This window comes from Streptomyces sp. AK010 (assembly GCF_014207295.1).
In the GTDB taxonomy this organism is placed as follows: Bacteria; Actinomycetota; Actinomycetes; order Streptomycetales; family Streptomycetaceae; genus Streptomyces; species Streptomyces massasporeus.
On record NZ_JACHCX010000009.1, the window covers coordinates 284,263 to 301,190 of the forward strand.

Genomic DNA, 16,928 nt, shown 5'->3' on the forward strand with positions numbered 1-16,928 from the left:
CCGCTCGCCGCCCTACTCGCGTTCCTCGGCGGTGGCCCGCCGCCGCATCGCCGCGAAGGCGCCGAGCCCGCCCAGGATCACGACACCCGCGACGATCCCCACCACGACGCCCGTCGACGACGCGTTGTCCGAGGACCCGCCGGAGTCCGCGGGCACCGCCGACCACCAGCTCCAGTAGCCGTCCTGGCCGTAGATGTTGCCCGCCTTCGCCGGCATGGTCGTGATCGACTTGATCTGGTCCGTCCGGAAGGCCTCGACCGCGTTCGGATACGCCATGACGTTCATGTACCCGAGGTCGTACAGCCGCGACTCCATCTGCTTGACGATGTCCGCCCGTTTGGCGGGGTCGTACTCGGTGAGCTGCCGGGCGTAGAGCTCGTCGTACTTCTTGTCGCAGATGAAGTTGTCCGTCGCGCCCGTCTCCTCCGGGGTCGCCGGCAGCGCCCCGCAGGTGTGGATCGACAGCACGAAGTCGGGGTCGGGGTTGACCGACCAGCCGTCGAACGCCAGGTCGTACTTGCCGGCCAGCCACGGGTCGGTCACGTTGTCCAGGCAGTTGAGCTGGACGCCGATGCCGAGCTCGCCCCACCACTCCTGGAGGTACTTGCCGACCGCCTTGTCGTTGGGGTCGGTGGCGTGGCACAGCACACGGTAGGTGATCGGCTTGCCGTCCTTGCCGACGCGTTTGCCGTCGCCGTTCTTCTTGTACCCCGCATGGTCGAGCAGCCGGGCCGCCTCGGCCGGGTCGTACGCCAGCTTCCGGTCCGCGGAGGGCTTCCAGAAGTAGTCCTGGAAGCGCGGCGGGATATAGCCCTCACCCTCGACGGCGTGGCCCCGGAACACCTTGTCGATGATGGCCTCGCGGTCGACAGCACGGAACAGCGCGTTGCGCACCCGCTGGTCCAGCAGGGAGGGGTGGCCGTCGCCGAACTTCTTGCCGTTCTTCGCCTTGGCGCCCGGATTGGTGGCGAGGGCGTAGAAGCGGCGGCCGGGGGCGTCGTTCACCTGGATGTCGTCCGCGCCCTCCAAGGACTCCGTCTGAGCGGGCGTCAGGGACGGGGACCCGGCGACGAAGGACACCTCGCCCTTGCGCAGCGCCGACACGGCTGCGTCCTGGTCCTTGTAGTAGCGGAAGACCAGCTCGTCGAACTTCGGCGACCCACGCCAGAAGTCCTTGTTGGCCTTGAGCCGGACATAGCTGTCGGCCTTGTAGCCGCTGAGCACGAACGGCCCGTTCCCCACGACGGGGAAGCTCTTGTCGTTGTTGAACTCGGAGAAGTCCGAGACCTTCTCCCACACGTGCTTCGGCACGATCGGCACGTCCAGCGCGGCCATCGTGGCCTGCGGCTTCTTCAGCTCGATGACCAGCTTCGTGGGGCTCGGTGCCGTCACCTTCCGGAAGTTCCCGACGTAGCTGCCGTTCGCCGTGGCCGCGCCGGTGTCGGTCATCATCTTGTTGAAGGTCCACGCCGCGTCCTCGGCGGTGGCCTGCTCGCCGTCCGACCATGTGGAGTTGGCGCGGATCGTGTACGTCCACGTCAGCTTGTCCGACGACGACTCCCACTTGGTGGCCAGCCCCGGGATGGCGTGGTTGTCCCTGGGGTCGTAGTTGGTCAGGTACTCGTACATGAGCCGGTGAATGCTCGTGCTGAGCAGCCGGACCGCCAGGAACGGGCTGAGCGAGTCCACGCTCTGCGCCACGGCGACGGTCAGCACCTTCTTGCCGTCGTCGGCCGCCCGGGCCTGCTGGGGAGCCGGGGCGAGCGGGGTCGCGAGACCGGCGGTGAGGGTGAGCGCGGCGGCCCCGGCCAGGGCGACGAGCCGGAGGCCGCGCGGGAGGCTGCGTTTCTGATCGTTCGTGCCCATGGTCGGACCTCGCGTCATCGCTCGGACGGGAAGGACGGGTTGATCAGCTGTCAGATGCGTGATGTGTGTGTACCAGCGGCCGTCTCCACCCGTCAACGGCGCGTTCACCCCTTGTGGCCTGCGGAAATAACGAATTGGCGAGCTTTTCGCACCCATTGGTGGAGACCACTGACGCGCCCCTGGCCAGGGCCTGGCAACGGAATTTCGCCCCTGAACGCGCCAAGGCCCGCGCCGAGTCGGAACGGCGCGGGCCGGGCGGCGATCGGCCCTTGAGAAGGGCCCGATCGGGTGAGGTGATTACTGCGTCGGAGGCGGGGGCGGCGGGGTCTGCCCGTCGGGCTGGGGCGGGTGACCGGGCTGGGGCGGGTGACCGGGCTGGGGCGGGTGACCGGGCTGGGGGTAGCCGTAGCCCGGCTGCGGGGGAGCGGCCGGGGGCTGCCCGGGCTGCTGGTACGGCTGTCCGGGGTGGGCCGCCGGCTGCCCGGCGTGCTGAGCGGGCTGCTCCGGCTGTCCCGGCTGCCCGGGCTGCGGGTAGGGCGGCTGGGCCGCGGCCTGCGGGTACGGCTGGCCGGGCTGGACCGGGGGCTGTCCCGGCTGGGCGTAGGGCTGTCCGGGCTGGGCGTAGGGCTGTCCGGGCTGCGGGTACGGCTGACCCGGCTGGGCGTACGGCTGGCCGGGCTGCGGCTGCGGCTGCTGCGACTGCTGCGGGTACGGGCCCGGCTGGCCGGGGACCTGTTGACCGGGCGCCGGCTGCTGCTGCCCGGGGTACGGAGGCTGGCCCGGCTGGGCGTAGGGCTGACCCGGCATGGCCTGGCCGGGCATCGGCGGGGCCGCGACCGGCGGCGGGTTGCCGTCCGAGGTCCACAGGCCGTGCGACTGCTGATGGCGGACGAAGTCCTCGGCGACCATGGCCGCGAGGTTGAAGTACGCCTCCCGCACCTTCGGCCGCATCATGTCGAGGTCGACTTCGGCACCGGCGGAGAGATGCTCGTCGAACGGCACGACGACGACGCCACGGCAGCGCGTCTCGAAGTGCGTCACGATGTCCTCGACCTTGATCATCTTGCCGGTCTCACGGACCCCGGAGATGACGGTGATGGACCGCGAGACGAGGTCGGCGTACCCGTGCGCGGACAGCCAGTCCAGCGTCGTGCTCGCACTGCTCGCCCCGTCCACCGATGGCGTCGAGATGATGATGAGCTGGTCGGCGAGGTCCAGCACACCGCGCATGGCGCTGTACAGCAGACCGGTGCCGGAGTCGGTGAGGATCACCGGGTACTGCTTGCCGAGCACGTCGATCGCGCGCCGGTAGTCCTCGTCGTTGAAGGTCGTGGACACCGCCGGGTCGACGTCGTTGGCGATGATCTCCAGACCGGAGGACGCCTGGGAGGTGAACCGCCGGATGTCCATGTACGAGTTGAGGTACGGGATCGCCTGGACGAGGTCACGGATGGTCGCCCCGGTCTCCCGCCGCACCCGGCGCCCGAGCGTGCCAGCGTCCGGGTTGGCGTCGATCGCGAGGATCTTGTCCTGCCGCTCGGTGGCGAGCGTCGAGCCCAGCGCGGTGGTCGTGGTCGTCTTGCCCACACCGCCCTTGAGGCTGATCACGGCGATCCGGTAGCAGGACAGCACGGGCGTGCGGATCAGGTCGAGCTTGCGCTGCCGCTCGGCCTCCTCCTTCTTGCCGCCGATCTTGAACCGTCCGCCACCGGCCGCCGGACGGCTGCTCTTCGCCTTCTGCTTCTTGCTGTTGAGCAGCCGGTCGGACGACAGCTCCACGGCAGCGGTGTAACCGAGCGGCGCGGCCCCGGGGTTGGTCGGCTGCCGCTGGTCGTGCTGCATGGGCTGCGGCCAGGCGGCACCGGTACGGGGGTCGACAGGCTGCTGGGGCTGCCCGGGGTGGCCCTGATGGGCCGGCTGACCGGGCTGACCCGGCTGCTGCTCGGGCTGCCCGGTGTGCGGGGGCTGGGCCTCGGGCTGGGGCTGGGGCTGGGGCTGCGGGGGTACGCCGGGCTGGGGCTGGGGCTGCCCGGTGTGCGGGGGCTGGGCCTCGGGCTGGGGCTGGGGCTGCGGGGGTACGCCGGAGTGAGGCTGGGGCTGCGTCTGCTGGGCGGGCGGCTGGGGGAAGCCGTAGCCGCCCCGGGCGTCAGGGGTGCCCGGGTGGGGGAATCCGTAGCCGGCCTGCGGGGCGGGGGCGCCCGGCTGGGGGAAGCCGTAACCGTCCTGCGGGGCCGGCGCGGGGGCGGGCGGTGTGGCGGGCTGCGAGGCCGGGGGCTGCTGGGCTGCCGGGGCGGGTGCGCCCTGCTGAGGGAAGCCGTAGCCGCCCTGCGCGGGGGGCGCGTGCGGGCCGTCCGGCTGCTGGGCCGGGGGCTGCGCGGTCGGGGCCGGGGCGCCGGGGTGGGGGAAGCCGTAGCCGCCCTGGGCGTTCGGCGCGGCCGGGGGCTGCGCTCCGGGGTGCGGGAAGCCGTGGCCGCCGGGTTGCGGTACGGGCTGGGCGGGCGGCTGGTTCGGAGGCGTCGGTGCGGGCTGCTGGTTCCATGCGGCAGGCGCGGGCTGCGGAGCCTGGGGCTGGAACGGCGGCTGCTGGGCCGGTACCGAGGGCTGCGGCTGCACCGGCGGCTGACCGCGCCCCGGCACCTGCGCATCGGCGGGCCGCGCCTCCGGCTGGGGCTGCTGCTGAGGCCGCACGGGCCACTGGTGCGCGGGCGCCGGGGCCGCCGGCTGGTACGACGGCGGCCCCGGCGGCACACCCTGCGGGAGCGGGGGAACCGAGTCGGACGGAGTGCTCTGCGGCGCCGGGGCGTCGGGGGCCGGGACGGCCGGTACGGCGTCCTCCGGCTCGCTCTCCGAGGACGCGAGGTCGGCGTGGGGCGCGTCGGAGGGCTCCTCAGGAGCAGCGACGGCGTCCCCACGCGGGGGTTCGGCGCCTGCCGGCAGGGCATCCTCGGGCTCGGGCCGGACGTCCTCGGGTTCGGCGGGCTGAGACGGGGCGCCCTTGGGCTCGGTGGCCTCGGACGGGACGTCCTCGGGCTCAGCGGCCTCCGACGGGGCGTCCTCGCGCACGGTGTTCTCCGCCTCGGCGTCCTTGTCTTCGGCTTCTTCCGAACGGGCGTCGTCGGCGGGCGCCCCGTCCTGGACGGGGGCGTCTTCTGGCTCGCTGTCGTCGGCTGCCACGGCAGGCGGCTCGACGACCACGGGCGCCGCGTCTTCGCCCTCCGGCCGCGTCTCCTCCGGCTCGGCCTCCTCGGCCGACGGCACGTCTGCGAAGGCGTCCGCGTCCAGCGCGTACTCCGAGACCCCGTCGGACGCGTCGTCGGCCTCCGCGTCAGGGCGGTGGTCCTCCGTGTCATCCGCGCGGACGGTGCTGCCGGTCTCGTCGGCGGCCTCGTCCGCCTCGCTGTCACCCTTGCCCTCGGCGTCGGGGGTACCGGGCACGTCGGGCGTGGAAACCGCCTCCGCGGCGGCCCGCTCCTCGATCTCCCGCTTCAGGGCGACGGCGGAGAAGCGCATGGTGGCGCCGCTCTCCAGATCACCGGCCGACGGCTCCGCCGCACCGGCAGCCACAGCCGGAACCTCGGGAGTCCCGGAGGCGGCGGGAGGGGTGGCAGGAGGAGTGGCCGGTGCCTCGGGAACGTGCGGAGCGGCAGGAGCCACCTCCAGGGCAGCCGGGGCCGCCTCGGGAGCAGGAGCAGGAGCAGCCGGAGCCGTCTCCGGCGGAGCCGGCGGCGTCCACTGCGCCTGATACCCACCCACGGGGATGTGCGGCACAGCCGTGGGAGAGGCCGGACCCGCCTGGGGCGCCTCGGACTGCGCCTGCTGCGACGCCTGCGGCTCGAAACCGCTCCCCATCGGCAACCTGGGCACACCGGCCGGGCCTCCGGCGGCCGGCGGAGTGAAGGGCGCACCCGGCGCGGGCGGCGGGGGCGTGAACGGAGCACCCGGAGCGGGCGGCGGCACGGGCGGCGTGAAGGGCGCACCAGGCGCCGGAGCCGGCTGCGACGCCGAGGCCGGTCCCTGAGCGGGACTCTGCGGCGAGAAGGCCGAGGCCCCACCGGACGGATTGGCATGCGGCGGCGGAGTCAGCCCGGGCAGCGGCGGCACCGGCCCCTTCGGCATCCCGGAGCCCCCGGGCGCCCCGGAACCCCCGGGCCCTCCGGCAGCCCCCGACGGACTGGACTCCTCGGACGCCCCCGTCCCCTGTCCCGAGGACGAGTTCCCCGAGGCGTTCTGCGTGTACCAGGCGGGCGGCGCGTAGTCGATGGTGAACTCGCCCGTCACCTCTGCTGCGGACTCCGCGTCGGGCTGGTCATCGCCGGGTGTCGCCCAGCCCCCGCGGATCCCGTCCCGATCGCTGCTCACAGTGTTCCTCCTGGTGTGGTCGAGCACCCTCATGCCGTGCTGGGGCGACCCTTGCTTGTCGTCCGACGTCGTGCGAAGTCGTTTGAGGCGTGTCAGAGGTCGTCCGAGGTCGTCCGCTCCACAGGCTCCCCCGCTTGCCTGGGACGCCGACGCCTACTCCACGCGGTCCGACGTCGATCCCTGTCCCAGCCTAGTCACCACACGCCCCGACCCGGCAGGCCCGTCTGCCCCTCCACAGCAACGCTGGACCTTGAAAACCAGGCAAATACGACGCAATTGCTGGCGCAACAGTCAACAAACCGGGTGCTGTGAACGGTTTCGCTGCCAGGCCCGTCAGTCCATCCGACGTGGCGTACCCAACAACCCGGTCTCCACATCCGTGGGCTGTGTCATCACGTACTGCCGATCGCGGTCGGTACACCACAGGGTGAGGCCGTCGGAGAGCCCCGGCAGGGAGTCCGTTTCGGCCCGGGTGAGCGCCATCGTGCGGCCCAGTTGCGTGGCCTCGTCGGGCGACACCCTCTGGATGCCCACCAGCCGCGCCTGCCGCACGAGCCGCGGAGCGACCGGGCTGACGTACGGCAACAGGGTCAGCACCGACTGCCAGGGCCCGGAGACCACGCGACCGCGAGGTGGCCGCATCCCGCAGTCCCGCACCACCAGCACCGGCGTACCGGCCGAGGCACCCAGCGGCGGCACCCGCCCGACGTCGTACACGGCCATCCCGTTCTGACCGCCCCCCATGGCGTGCACCATCGGCATCCAGACCTGCGCCCGCGCCGTCTCCACGGCGACCCGCGTCCCTGTTGCCGCCGCCCTGAGCGCGATGACCTGGACGGTCCACAGCCCGCCGATGAGCACGACGTCGTACGGCAGCGGCCGATTGAGCCCGAGTACAGCGGGCCGGTTCTCCGCGTCCACGCCGACGACGACGCCGTCGTCGGCGACGGGAAGGGCGAGGGCGTCCAGTTGGTCGACGGTCACAGAGTGCCGAGGGTGTCTGGGGCCGAACAATCCGAAGCCGCGGCGCAGTAGTTCACGTGCCCGCTCGGGGGCAGAGGACTGCGGCTCGCCCCGTCCGATGGCCGCCGCCTGTCCTACGCGCGGGGTCGTCGCCGTCACCGGGCACCTCCGAGGGGCAGAGTGGCCAGCATGCCGGGCACCTGTTCCCGGTCGAGTCGGGAGAGCCCCATGCCTGTGTGGCGGGCCGCAGCCTGCACCCCGCGCCGGGCGGCGACGAGTTCGTCGTCGCTGCGCCCGGTCACCCGCAGGTGCCCGCAGACGGACACTTCGTTCCGCTCCCCCCGCCTGAGCGCGAGGCTGAAGGTGGTGGCGAGGGTGGGGACGGCCGTCACCAGAGCGACGAGCTGGGGCAGCGACGGCGCTCTCTCCCCACCCAGGGCGGGCCACCGACGAATCCAGTACGTGGTGTGTCTGCGGTTGTCACAGCGCCAGTTCCGGCCCGACTCCTCGGTCCGCCGCTCCCGTGTGTCCGTCCGCCCGGCCTCCGCCGTCACCAGCGGGTTGGCACAGGCCGACGTGGCGATGGCGGCGGTCAGCTGCTCCTCGTCGAGGAGGGTCACCCGGAATCCGGAGCCGGTGAGTCGGCTCGCGAGATGATCGGCGGCACGCACGACGCACTTCTGCGCTCCGACCAGGCCGCCCCCGCGGGCGGCCACCGCTTCCGCGCACAGTTCCGGATCGAGCTTCAACGCGATCCACGTGATGCGTACGGCCGGCGCACCCGTCTGCTCCTGCAGGGGAGCGTAGTTGGCGACTGCCACGGACTGCCGGGGCAGATGGATCGCCGGCGCGGGCTGGGTGTGGAGCACGACCTGCGCCGACTCCAGCCGGATACCGTCCACATCCAAGGCGTCGTGCACCAGAGAGAGCGGCAACGGCTGTTTGTTCCGCTCGGCCCGCAGCGCGGTGGCGTCGGCCTCGACATGCAGAACCGCGGTGACGAACGTACCGTCCCCGACGATTCCGACGGGGCGGCGGTCGCGGCCGCTGTACGTGTACGTCCGCAGACTCGGGTCGCACTCCACGGCCGGCGACAGCCCCGGCTCCGTGCCCTCCGGTATCGGCGTACGCGCGGCCCGCCGCTGCCGCGCACGCAACGCCTGAGCCGTGGCCAGCCACTCGGGCAGGGAACGCCCGCGGCGACGGAGGAAGGAGAGCAGCACCAGACAGCCGGCGAGGACAGCCGCAGGCACCACGGCCACGGGATCGATCACCCATCCGACGAGCACGGCGGCGGCCGCGACCTCGAACAGGACAAGGCGTTGCAACCGGAACGCCCCGACCTGACCCGAACGCACCTTGGAGTGGAGCGCCCCCGGCGAAGCCGGTTGCTGCGCCGGTCCCTGCCCGGACGCCGAAGCACCCCGCGTCCGCGATCGGTCGCGGGACCGGGCGCGCGTTCCGGAAACCATCACTCCATCCCCCCGTTTCTGCTGACGACTCGCTGGTGTCTCAGCACCGCACCCTGCCTGTGAAGGCCCCGGCACCCTACCCGCAACACAAGTCCCCGCGGATACCAGGCATAGTAGGGGGCCGCTCTGACACCGGGGCGGTCGGCCATGACACACCAGGCGAGCGCGGCACATCTGAACACGGGGAGAGACAAGCAGAGATGGCATCTCGGCGCGACCAGCTCAATGCCTACACCTTCGCGAAGCGCCGCATGCTCGCGGCCTTCTTGCAGTCGTCGCCCGACGGTTCGGACGAGGGGGCACCACGTCCACTGCGAGCGGTCATCCCCGGCGCCATCGTGGCCGTGGTCGTCATGGCGGTCTTCGGGGCCTGGGGCATGTTCAAGCCCACCGCGCCCAAAGGCTGGGACGAACCCAACGCCAAGGTGATCGTCGCCAGCGACTCGACCACGCGCTACGTCGTCCTGAAGACCGGCCAACAGGTCCAACTGCACCCGGTCCTCAACATGGCCTCCGCGAAGCTGCTCCTCAACGAAGGCCGGGGCGATGTGGTGACCGTCGCCGAGTCCGTCCTCGACAACGGCAAGATCCCCCACGGAGCCACCATCGGCATCCCCTACGCGCCCGACCGTCTCCCCTCGCCGTCCGAGGCGGGCGGTGAGAAGCGCTGGGCGGTCTGCGAACGCCAGAGCGCGGGCGGCGAGTCCATCCAGAAGGCGGCCCTGGTCCTCGCTTCCCGCGACGTGAAGGCGACCGAGGGCAAGGGCGAGAAACTGACGGGCGGGCAACTGCTCTACGTCGTGGCCCCCGACGGGAACCACTACGTGGTGGACGCGAGCGGACGCTCGTACCCCATCGACAAGAGCAACGAACTGCTGCTGCGCGCCGTCGTCGGCTCCGGAGGCAAGCCGCAGAAGGTCTCCCGTGAGTGGCTGGAGACCCTGCACACCGGCGACCCGATCTCCTTCCCGAAGATCCCCGATCACATCGGTGTCGCGGCCGACGCCCCAGGCCAACTGGACGACGAGACCGACAAGGTCGGCATGGTCCTCAAGGCGTCCGACCTCAACAGCGATCAGTACTACGTGGTCTTGCCCGGCCGGGTCGCCCCCGTCTCGGCCTTCGTGGCCCAACTCCTGCTGTTCAGCAAGGAGCTGGCCTCCCTCGGTCAGGCCGGTGCAGCCAAGGACATGAGCCCGGGTGCGATCGTCCCCGGCAAGCCCTTCGGCACCGAGCACCGCTGGCCCACCGAGGACCCCCAGCCCGTCAACGATGCTTCCGGCACCGCAGGAGGCCGCGGCACCGTCTGCAACGTCCTGCGCGGCGTCGACGCCGGCTCGGGGAGCACGACCCTGAGCACCTGGGCCGGCACGGATTTCCCGGCCAAGCTACCCACCGGCTCCTCCAGCGCCTACGTCACGCCCGGCTCCGGCCAGCTCTACCGCCAGTTCCAGGGCAGGGAGACCAAGGCCGGCCCCGTCTTCCTCGTCACCGACACCGGCCTGCGCTACGTCCTGCAGTCCAACGCCGACAGCGGCGCGGACGACGCCGGCATCGGTACGACGACCAAGGACCGCCGGCAGGCCCAGCAGGAGGCCCAGCAGGCCCAGACCCGGCTCGGCTACAAGGACGTGGGCCCCGCGCCGATCCCCGTCGCCTGGTCGGAGTTCCTGCCGACCGGCCCACGCCTGTCGACGACGGCGGCACGCCAGCCGCAGGGTTCCTGAGGGGTCCGGACATGCCACACGTGCCCTCCTTCCTCCGCAGGGCGACCGCGGTGACGGCGGCGACCCTGCTCACGACCGCCCCCGTCGTCCTCGCGCCCCCGGCGACGGCGGCCGACCTGCCGTACTCGGACCAGTGCGCGTTCCCCAACGGCAAGTACCCGGGCCGCCCCTGGTCCCTGCAGCGCGTCCTCCTGGACGAGCTGTGGAGCCAGTCCACGGGCAAGGACATGCGGGTGGCGGTGATCGACACCGGCGTCGACGTGACGAATCCCCAACTCACCGACGCGGTCGACGTGAAGAGCGGCCGCAATTTCCTGCCCAGGAACCTCAAGGACGACGACGGCAACCCGATCGAGCGGGGCAAGGAGAACGGCACCACGGACACGGTCGGCCACGGCACCAAGGTCGCGGGCATCATCGCGTCCCGCCCCGCCAAGGGCACCGGCTTCGTGGGCCTGGCCCCCGACGCGACGATCATCCCGATCCAGCAGAACGACGCGGAGGGCAACGGCGACGTCGGCACCCTGACCGACGCGATCCGCTACGCCATCCAGGCCGGGGCCGACGTCATCAACATCTCCCAGGACACCACTAAGCCGATGACGTCGACGTCCGATCTGAAGCTGGCGATCGACCAAGCCCTGGCCCGGAAGATCGTGGTCGTGGCCTCGGCGGGCAACGACGGCCTCGGCGGCAACGTCAAGGAGACCTACCCCGCTTCCTACGAGGGCGTCCTCGCCGTCGCCGCCTCGGACCGCAACAACGAGCGCGCCGCCTTCTCCCAGTCCGGCGAGTTCGTCGGCGTCGCGGCCCCCGGTGTCGACATGATCTCCACCGTCCCCAAGGGCGGCCACTGCTCCGACAACGGTACGAGCTTCTCGGCGCCGTACGTCGCCGGCCTCGCGGCGCTGATCAAGGCGAAACACCCCGACTGGACGGCCCGGCAGATCGTCGCCCAGATCGAGCAGACCGCGGAGCGCACCACCGCGGGCCACGACCGTCTGGTCGGCTGGGGAGTGGTCGACCCCGTACGAGCCCTGACGCAGGACGAACACCCCATGGAGTCCCCCAACCCCCAAGCAGGCCTGGGCAGACCGGAAGCCCCCACCCCGGCCGAGTTCCAGATCGGCGAAACCGCCGAGGAACGCAACGCCCGCCTCGCCACCTACGTGGCCGTGGGCGCGGTGGTCCTCGTCGCGGGGATGGGCGGCACGGCGGTGGCGCTCCGGGACGCGCGACGCAGGCAGAAGCGACGGGTGCAGGGCGGATCATGGACGTGCTGACCGAACTGAATGTCCTCGGCCTCGTCCTGTCCGCCGTGCTGCTGGCCATGGCCTGCGTCAAGGCGGACCGCGTCCGAGCGTGGCGCGCCGGCATCAACCCGTCGGCCGGAGAACTGTCCGACGCCTCCTTCATCGCCGCTCGCTTCGTGTTCGTCGCCCTGGCCGGCGTCGGCATCTACCTGTGTGTGCAGGGCTTCAAGGTCTCCGATGACACGGCGTGGGACGACACCGAGTTGACGACCGCGGTGCGGGGCGCCACGGACGCCTTGGACGGCAGTTCCGGTTTCGGCGACATCTATGCCGAGGACGACGACACCGGCTGGATCGACGAATACGCGACAAAGATCGAGCAGGAAGTCGTCGAGCACGGCGGTGGCGACGCCCCGCAGTACGGCGTGAATGCGACGCCCGCCGACTCGAATACGCCCTCCGAGGCGCGTTACACGGTCACCGGCGGTGACTCGGCCTTCTGTATGCAGGTCACACGCACCCGGTCGAAGGACGGGGACTATGAGCCGCCGGGAATCGGGGGAGGTCAGAGGACCCTCGTATGACTTCGCGGTGACGACGCGGCAGGGGGGCTGCTGACTTCGTGGCTCGGCCGGTCTGGTCCCCCTGGTAACTCACATACCACGAAGTTCAGTTGGTTGTGTCACACACGTTGACTACAGTGGTGATCGAGTGTGCCGACCGGTGATCACCTGTGCACCGCTCAACGACTTAACAAACGGGGAACGGGGAGGGAAGGCATGCTGCCTGCGGAGGGTTTCAAAGTCGGCTTGGAGGCACTGGGAACCTTCAAGAAGCGTGTCGATGCCGTGCTCTCCACATTCGAGGGCTCACCCGGCAGCCCGCAGAAGATCGCGGCGCACGCCCTCTCCGAGGCCTCCTTCAGCGGCTCGGGCGGCTTCGCCGAGGCCAAGGGCCTCCACAGCCAGTACGAGCGCGTCCACGAACGCCTCACCGCACTCTCCAAGAACCTGGGTCTTCAGATCGAGGCGATGCAGATCGCCGTCATGGGCGCGGGCGGAAACTTCAGCAACGTCGACGAGGAGGAGCGGCGGCGGTTCTGGGAGATCAGGACTGAGATCGGCCGTCAGCAGCTTGAAGCGAAGCAGGAGAGGGAAGCTGCGGAGGCCGCGAAGCAGGGCAAGACCGCGCCAGAACGTTCTGATGACGACCAGGCAGGTGACCTGTACTGATGGGTGAAGAGCAGGAACACCCGGTACTGCACCAGGCGGAGAGGGAACAGGCCGCGGCGCAGGTCAACGTCATCGACATGGTGAGCGGCGCGACGGGGGTGGCCCAACTCCTCCCCTTCGGCTGGAAGGTCCCCCGTGTCTTCGGCAAGACGAACTTCGAGGGCCACGCCCTGAACGCCATGATCGACATGGTCGAGTCCGCAAAACCAGAGGACCTCGAACTTGCGGGCACTGCCCTGCTGAACGCCCAGAGGGCCATTGAAGACGCCGCCGAGGAACTCGAGGGCCACATCACCCGGGTCGACTGGGAGGGCGAGTCGGGCGAGGCTTTCCGCAAGTGGGGCGCCAATCTCGTCATCCACGCCCGCAAACTCGCCGCCTTCGCCGACGCCGCCGGCACCCAGGTGACGGCAGCGGCCACGGGCCTCGCCTCCGTCCGAAGCGCAATGCCGCCGCGCGACACCCGAGAGGACCCCAAGGCGGTCGCGGACATTCCGACGCCCAAGCAGATCGAGAGCAACGCGGAGTACGCGGCTGCGGTCAAGGCCGAGAAGGACCGCCAAGAGGCGATCAACCAGATGAACCGGCTGGCGTCCTTCTATGCGGTGTCGGAAGAAATCATGGCGGGGCAGGAGCCGCCGACGTTCGAGCCTATGCCGGATGTGGGGGTGCCTAAACCGCAGCCAGGTTACGAAACCCCCATCATCACGGGTGGTGATGTGCAAGGCAACGGTGGACTCGGGACTGTTCGTGAGTCAGTAGTGGCCGGACAGGACCCGTCGAGCACGGTGTCGAGCCACTCACATTCAAGAGGCACTACCGCGCCGCTCAAGCCGGCGGATGACTCGCCTATCACCTCAGATGGGGACGTCGGTACTAAGATCGACAGCGTAGGCACTCTGTCGCCACAGGAAAACGCAAGGCCGACGACCAGTGTGGCGCCGACGATGACTGGTCCCATTGGCGGCAGCGGAGGGACAGCCCCTCCCTTCCCCTCCGGCACAGTTCCTCCCGCCTTCAGTGGGCCGGCCGGCCGCACCTCGGCCTTCGGCGGAGCGAACGGCAACAGGGCCCCGATCTCGGCTCAAGGACGTACAGGCACTCCGAGCGGGACCGTCGGCGGTCGCGGCGCCACAGGCCCAGTGGGGCACGCCAACACCACGGGGCAGTCCGGTGCTCGAGGTGGCAGCGCTTCACCCATGGGCCGAGGCGTCTCCGGCGGGATGCCACGCACCGTCGGAGGACCGACGAGCGAACGCGCGGGCGGTGCGAGTGCCACGGGTGCGGCGCGCGGTAATGGAATTGTCGGCGGAAGACCCGCCGCAGGTCCTCAAGGGGTGACCGGTTCCAAGGTCCCACGCGGCACGGTCGTCGGCGTCGACGGCAACACCGGCTCCCGTGCGCCCGCCGGCCTAATCGGGCAGCGCGGAGTGATCGGGGCCCCGAACCCCACCCCTGGCGCTCGTCCGGGCCAGACTGCGCGTCCAGCCGCGGGCAATGCCGACGGCGTCGTTGGTACACCCAAGGGCCGAGCCCCAGCAGGGAGAAGCGGTGGACCGGCCGAAGGCGCCGCAGGCGCGCCGCACGACCGCACGGGAAACCGACGAAACGGGAACCGCAGGGATCGTGAGGGTGGGTCGCAACCGGAGACACCGCGACGCAACACGCCACCAGCGACTGACTGATCAGAGCGAGGATCTACAGAGGTATGACAGGGACCAGCGGCGGATTGACGGCGTTCTTCGCAGGACCTGCCGGAAGACAGGTATGCACCGTGTGCGCGGCACTCGGTGCTTTCGCAATCATGTCTTCGGGGCTGGCTCCGAGCGCGATCGCTGCCCACGTCCACTCCCAGCAGTGGTACTTGGACGCAATGAACGCTGACGCGATGTGGAAGATCAGCACTGGCAAGGGTGTCAAGGTTGCTGTGTTGGACACTGGCGTGAATCCACACACGTCTTCCCTCAAGGGCCAGGTGCTAGAAGACGTGGCGCCTAAGGCAGTCTCGTATAACGCCACCACGGATTACGATGGCCACGGCACCAGCATGGCGGAGTTGATTGCCGGGACCGGCGCAGGCGGCGGCCTGCGGGGCCTAGCGCCCGGCGCGAAAATTGTCCCTTATCGGGTACTCGTCAAGGGTGTTAAGAGCGCCACCGACAAGAAAAAGACGCCATCGGTCGAGGATGCGATCAGGGCTGCCGCCGATAGCGATGTCCAGATTATCAGCATGTCATTCGCCGGAGACATCATCGACCCAGACGAGGAAGAGGCCGTCAAATACGCCCAGTCCAAGGGCAAGTTGATGTTCGCAGGCACTGGAAATGACGCTGAATCCAAGAGCTTTATTGGCTATCCGGCCGCCTATCCTTATGTCGTCGGGGTGGCTGCCGCGGATGCGAAGGGAAAAGTCGGTAAGTTCTCGGAGCGCGGAAACTATGTCGATTTGGCGGCGCCAGGCCTCAACGTGCCCTATTGGTGCGACGCAACGTTCCGCTCGTATTGCGACAACGGAGATGGAACAAGTATGGCAACTGCCATCGCCTCGGCTTCCGCCGCCCTCATCTGGTCCGCCCACCCCGACTGGACCGCGAACCAGGTTCTCAGCAGTCTGATCGACACAGCGAGCCGCGACTGGCCGAAGAATAAGCCGAGCAACTTTCTGGGCTACGGCTTGGTCCGCCCCCGCAAGGTGCTGGAGAACAGCGACATCAACCCGGGGTCAGCCGCCACCGACCCCCTCAGCTTCGAGAACGGAACCGGCGTCACGGGCGTCACCGCCTCACCCTCCGCTCCCGCATCAACCTCATCACAGGCCCCCAAGAGCCCTTCTGGCGGCCAGACTTCGGCATCAGGATCGACCTCGGAGTCGTCCGACAACGCCACGATGTGGGTCGCTCTCGGAGCCGTAGGGGCGGCCCTGGTGATCGGCGGCGGTGCCTTCGCGGTGATCCGCTCGCGGCGAAAAGCGTGACAACTCACGCACGTCAACCGGTCACACGCGACCTCTCCGGCGCGATGACGCGCTCGGAAACGAACCACAGCTCTTACGAAGGGGAGTGCCGAAATGGTCGACCGCAAGCTTAATGAAGGCGACGTACAGAGGCTTCAGACCGAGGTCGTCGATCGATACGACAACATCAGGGGATCGCTCGCGAAGCTGCAGGGCACGATCGACATGATCGAGAAGGCCTGGAGGGGACAGGGCGCCCAGGCGTTCAACACAAAGCAGACGGAAATCAATCAGCACATGGTCGCGATCGGCAAGATGCTCGACGACTTCCTCGAGGGCATCAACCTGAACAAGACCGACAAGCGCAACCTCGAAGACCAGATCGAAGCCGACCTCAAGCAGATCTCGGTGGACGATCTCGGTGGAAAGACTTCGGCGCTCAACAGCTACTGAGGCTACTGACGAGCCATCGGCGGCAGCGAGCCGCACCGTGGTCCGGGCTGCGCAGTCCGGCTGAAATCTGCACAGAAACGAGGGAAACATGTCCGGAGCCCACTACGACGAACTTGCCGTCACCTACGGCACCATGGATGCGCTCGCCACCGAGCTCGGCAATCAGGCAAAGAAGCTCGAGGAGGACCTCGAGGCCCTGAAGCAGGCCGTGCTCAACGTGTCCTCGGGCTGGGGCGGCGAAGCGTACGAGGAGTTCCAGAAGAAGTCCAAGCAGTGGGACTCGCACGCGCGGGGCATCCACCAGGCGCTGGTCAACATCTCGCAGCGAGTCCACACCGCCGGCGGTGACTACCGAGGCGGCGACCTGAAGGGCGCCAGCTACTTCCAGTAGGAGCGCGCAATCGCGGAACCAGGGTGGGCACACACGGGAGGTGCCCACCCTGCGCTGTCTGGTTCGCTTCGTCTTGTCAAGACCTCAAGGTCGGAGTTTTCACGGCCACAACACGGTCGTCCGCAGCGATCTCGAACCTCCCGGCCATCGGCCGCCAGCTTGATGCTTGTCTGCTCTCGGCTTCGGTCAACATCGGGTCGACGGCGAGAATGTCTTCGGTCAAGGTGGCCACCCTATTCGCCGAAAAGCTCCCCCCCAC

Annotated in this window: 12 protein-coding genes; 8 read left to right on the forward strand and 4 right to left on the reverse strand. The window is 69.8% G+C overall.

Annotated features, from left to right (window positions below):
- Positions 1-12: 12 nt before the first annotated feature.
- The 4 genes from HDC93_RS19705 to eccE form a co-directional block, all read right to left on the reverse strand.
- Positions 13-1,866 (reverse strand): ABC transporter substrate-binding protein, encoded by a 1,854-nt coding sequence (locus tag HDC93_RS19705; RefSeq protein WP_185012197.1) that lies wholly within the window; start codon positions 1,864-1,866, stop codon positions 13-15.
- A 297-nt stretch (positions 1,867-2,163) separates the two neighbouring features.
- Positions 2,164-6,225, reverse strand: coding sequence for an SCO5717 family growth-regulating ATPase (locus HDC93_RS19710; RefSeq protein ID WP_311774580.1), 4,062 nt, complete (start codon positions 6,223-6,225; stop codon positions 2,164-2,166).
- Positions 6,226-6,558: 333 nt separating this feature from the next.
- Positions 6,559-7,347 (reverse strand): hypothetical protein, encoded by a 789-nt coding sequence (locus HDC93_RS19715; protein ID WP_398985668.1) that lies wholly within the window; start codon positions 7,345-7,347, stop codon positions 6,559-6,561.
- Positions 7,344-8,660, reverse strand: coding sequence for a type VII secretion protein EccE (gene eccE / locus HDC93_RS19720; protein WP_185012199.1), 1,317 nt, complete (start codon positions 8,658-8,660; stop codon positions 7,344-7,346). The genes HDC93_RS19715 and eccE overlap by 4 nt, the downstream gene beginning before the upstream one ends.
- 200 nt (positions 8,661-8,860) lie before the next feature.
- On the opposite strand from eccE, the gene eccB reads away from it, so the two are divergent.
- From eccB to HDC93_RS19760, 8 genes are all read left to right on the forward strand, one after another.
- Positions 8,861-10,387, forward strand: coding sequence for a type VII secretion protein EccB (eccB, locus tag HDC93_RS19725; RefSeq protein ID WP_185012200.1), 1,527 nt, complete (start codon positions 8,861-8,863; stop codon positions 10,385-10,387).
- An 11-nt stretch (positions 10,388-10,398) separates the two neighbouring features.
- Positions 10,399-11,670 (forward strand): type VII secretion-associated serine protease mycosin, encoded by a 1,272-nt coding sequence (mycP, locus tag HDC93_RS19730; protein WP_185012201.1) that lies wholly within the window; start codon positions 10,399-10,401, stop codon positions 11,668-11,670.
- On the forward strand, positions 11,658-12,224 hold the full coding sequence (locus HDC93_RS19735) for a hypothetical protein (protein WP_260419657.1): 567 nt from the start codon (positions 11,658-11,660) through the stop codon (positions 12,222-12,224). Before mycP ends, HDC93_RS19735 begins: the two co-directional genes overlap by 13 nt.
- A 195-nt stretch (positions 12,225-12,419) precedes the next feature.
- Positions 12,420-12,872, forward strand: coding sequence for a hypothetical protein (locus tag HDC93_RS19740; protein ID WP_185012202.1), 453 nt, complete (start codon positions 12,420-12,422; stop codon positions 12,870-12,872).
- On the forward strand, positions 12,872-14,557 hold the full coding sequence (locus HDC93_RS19745) for a hypothetical protein (RefSeq protein ID WP_185012203.1): 1,686 nt from the start codon (positions 12,872-12,874) through the stop codon (positions 14,555-14,557). The genes HDC93_RS19740 and HDC93_RS19745 overlap by 1 nt, the downstream gene beginning before the upstream one ends.
- Positions 14,558-14,760: 203 nt before the next feature.
- Positions 14,761-15,846, forward strand: a complete 1,086-nt coding sequence (locus HDC93_RS19750; protein WP_260419658.1) for a S8 family serine peptidase — start codon at positions 14,761-14,763, stop codon at positions 15,844-15,846.
- Positions 15,847-15,939: 93 nt separating this feature from the next.
- Positions 15,940-16,278, forward strand: a complete 339-nt coding sequence (locus tag HDC93_RS19755; RefSeq protein ID WP_097221214.1) for a WXG100 family type VII secretion target — start codon at positions 15,940-15,942, stop codon at positions 16,276-16,278.
- An 88-nt stretch (positions 16,279-16,366) separates the two neighbouring features.
- Positions 16,367-16,669, forward strand: coding sequence for a WXG100 family type VII secretion target (locus HDC93_RS19760; protein ID WP_185012204.1), 303 nt, complete (start codon positions 16,367-16,369; stop codon positions 16,667-16,669).
- Positions 16,670-16,928: the final 259 nt, after the last annotated feature.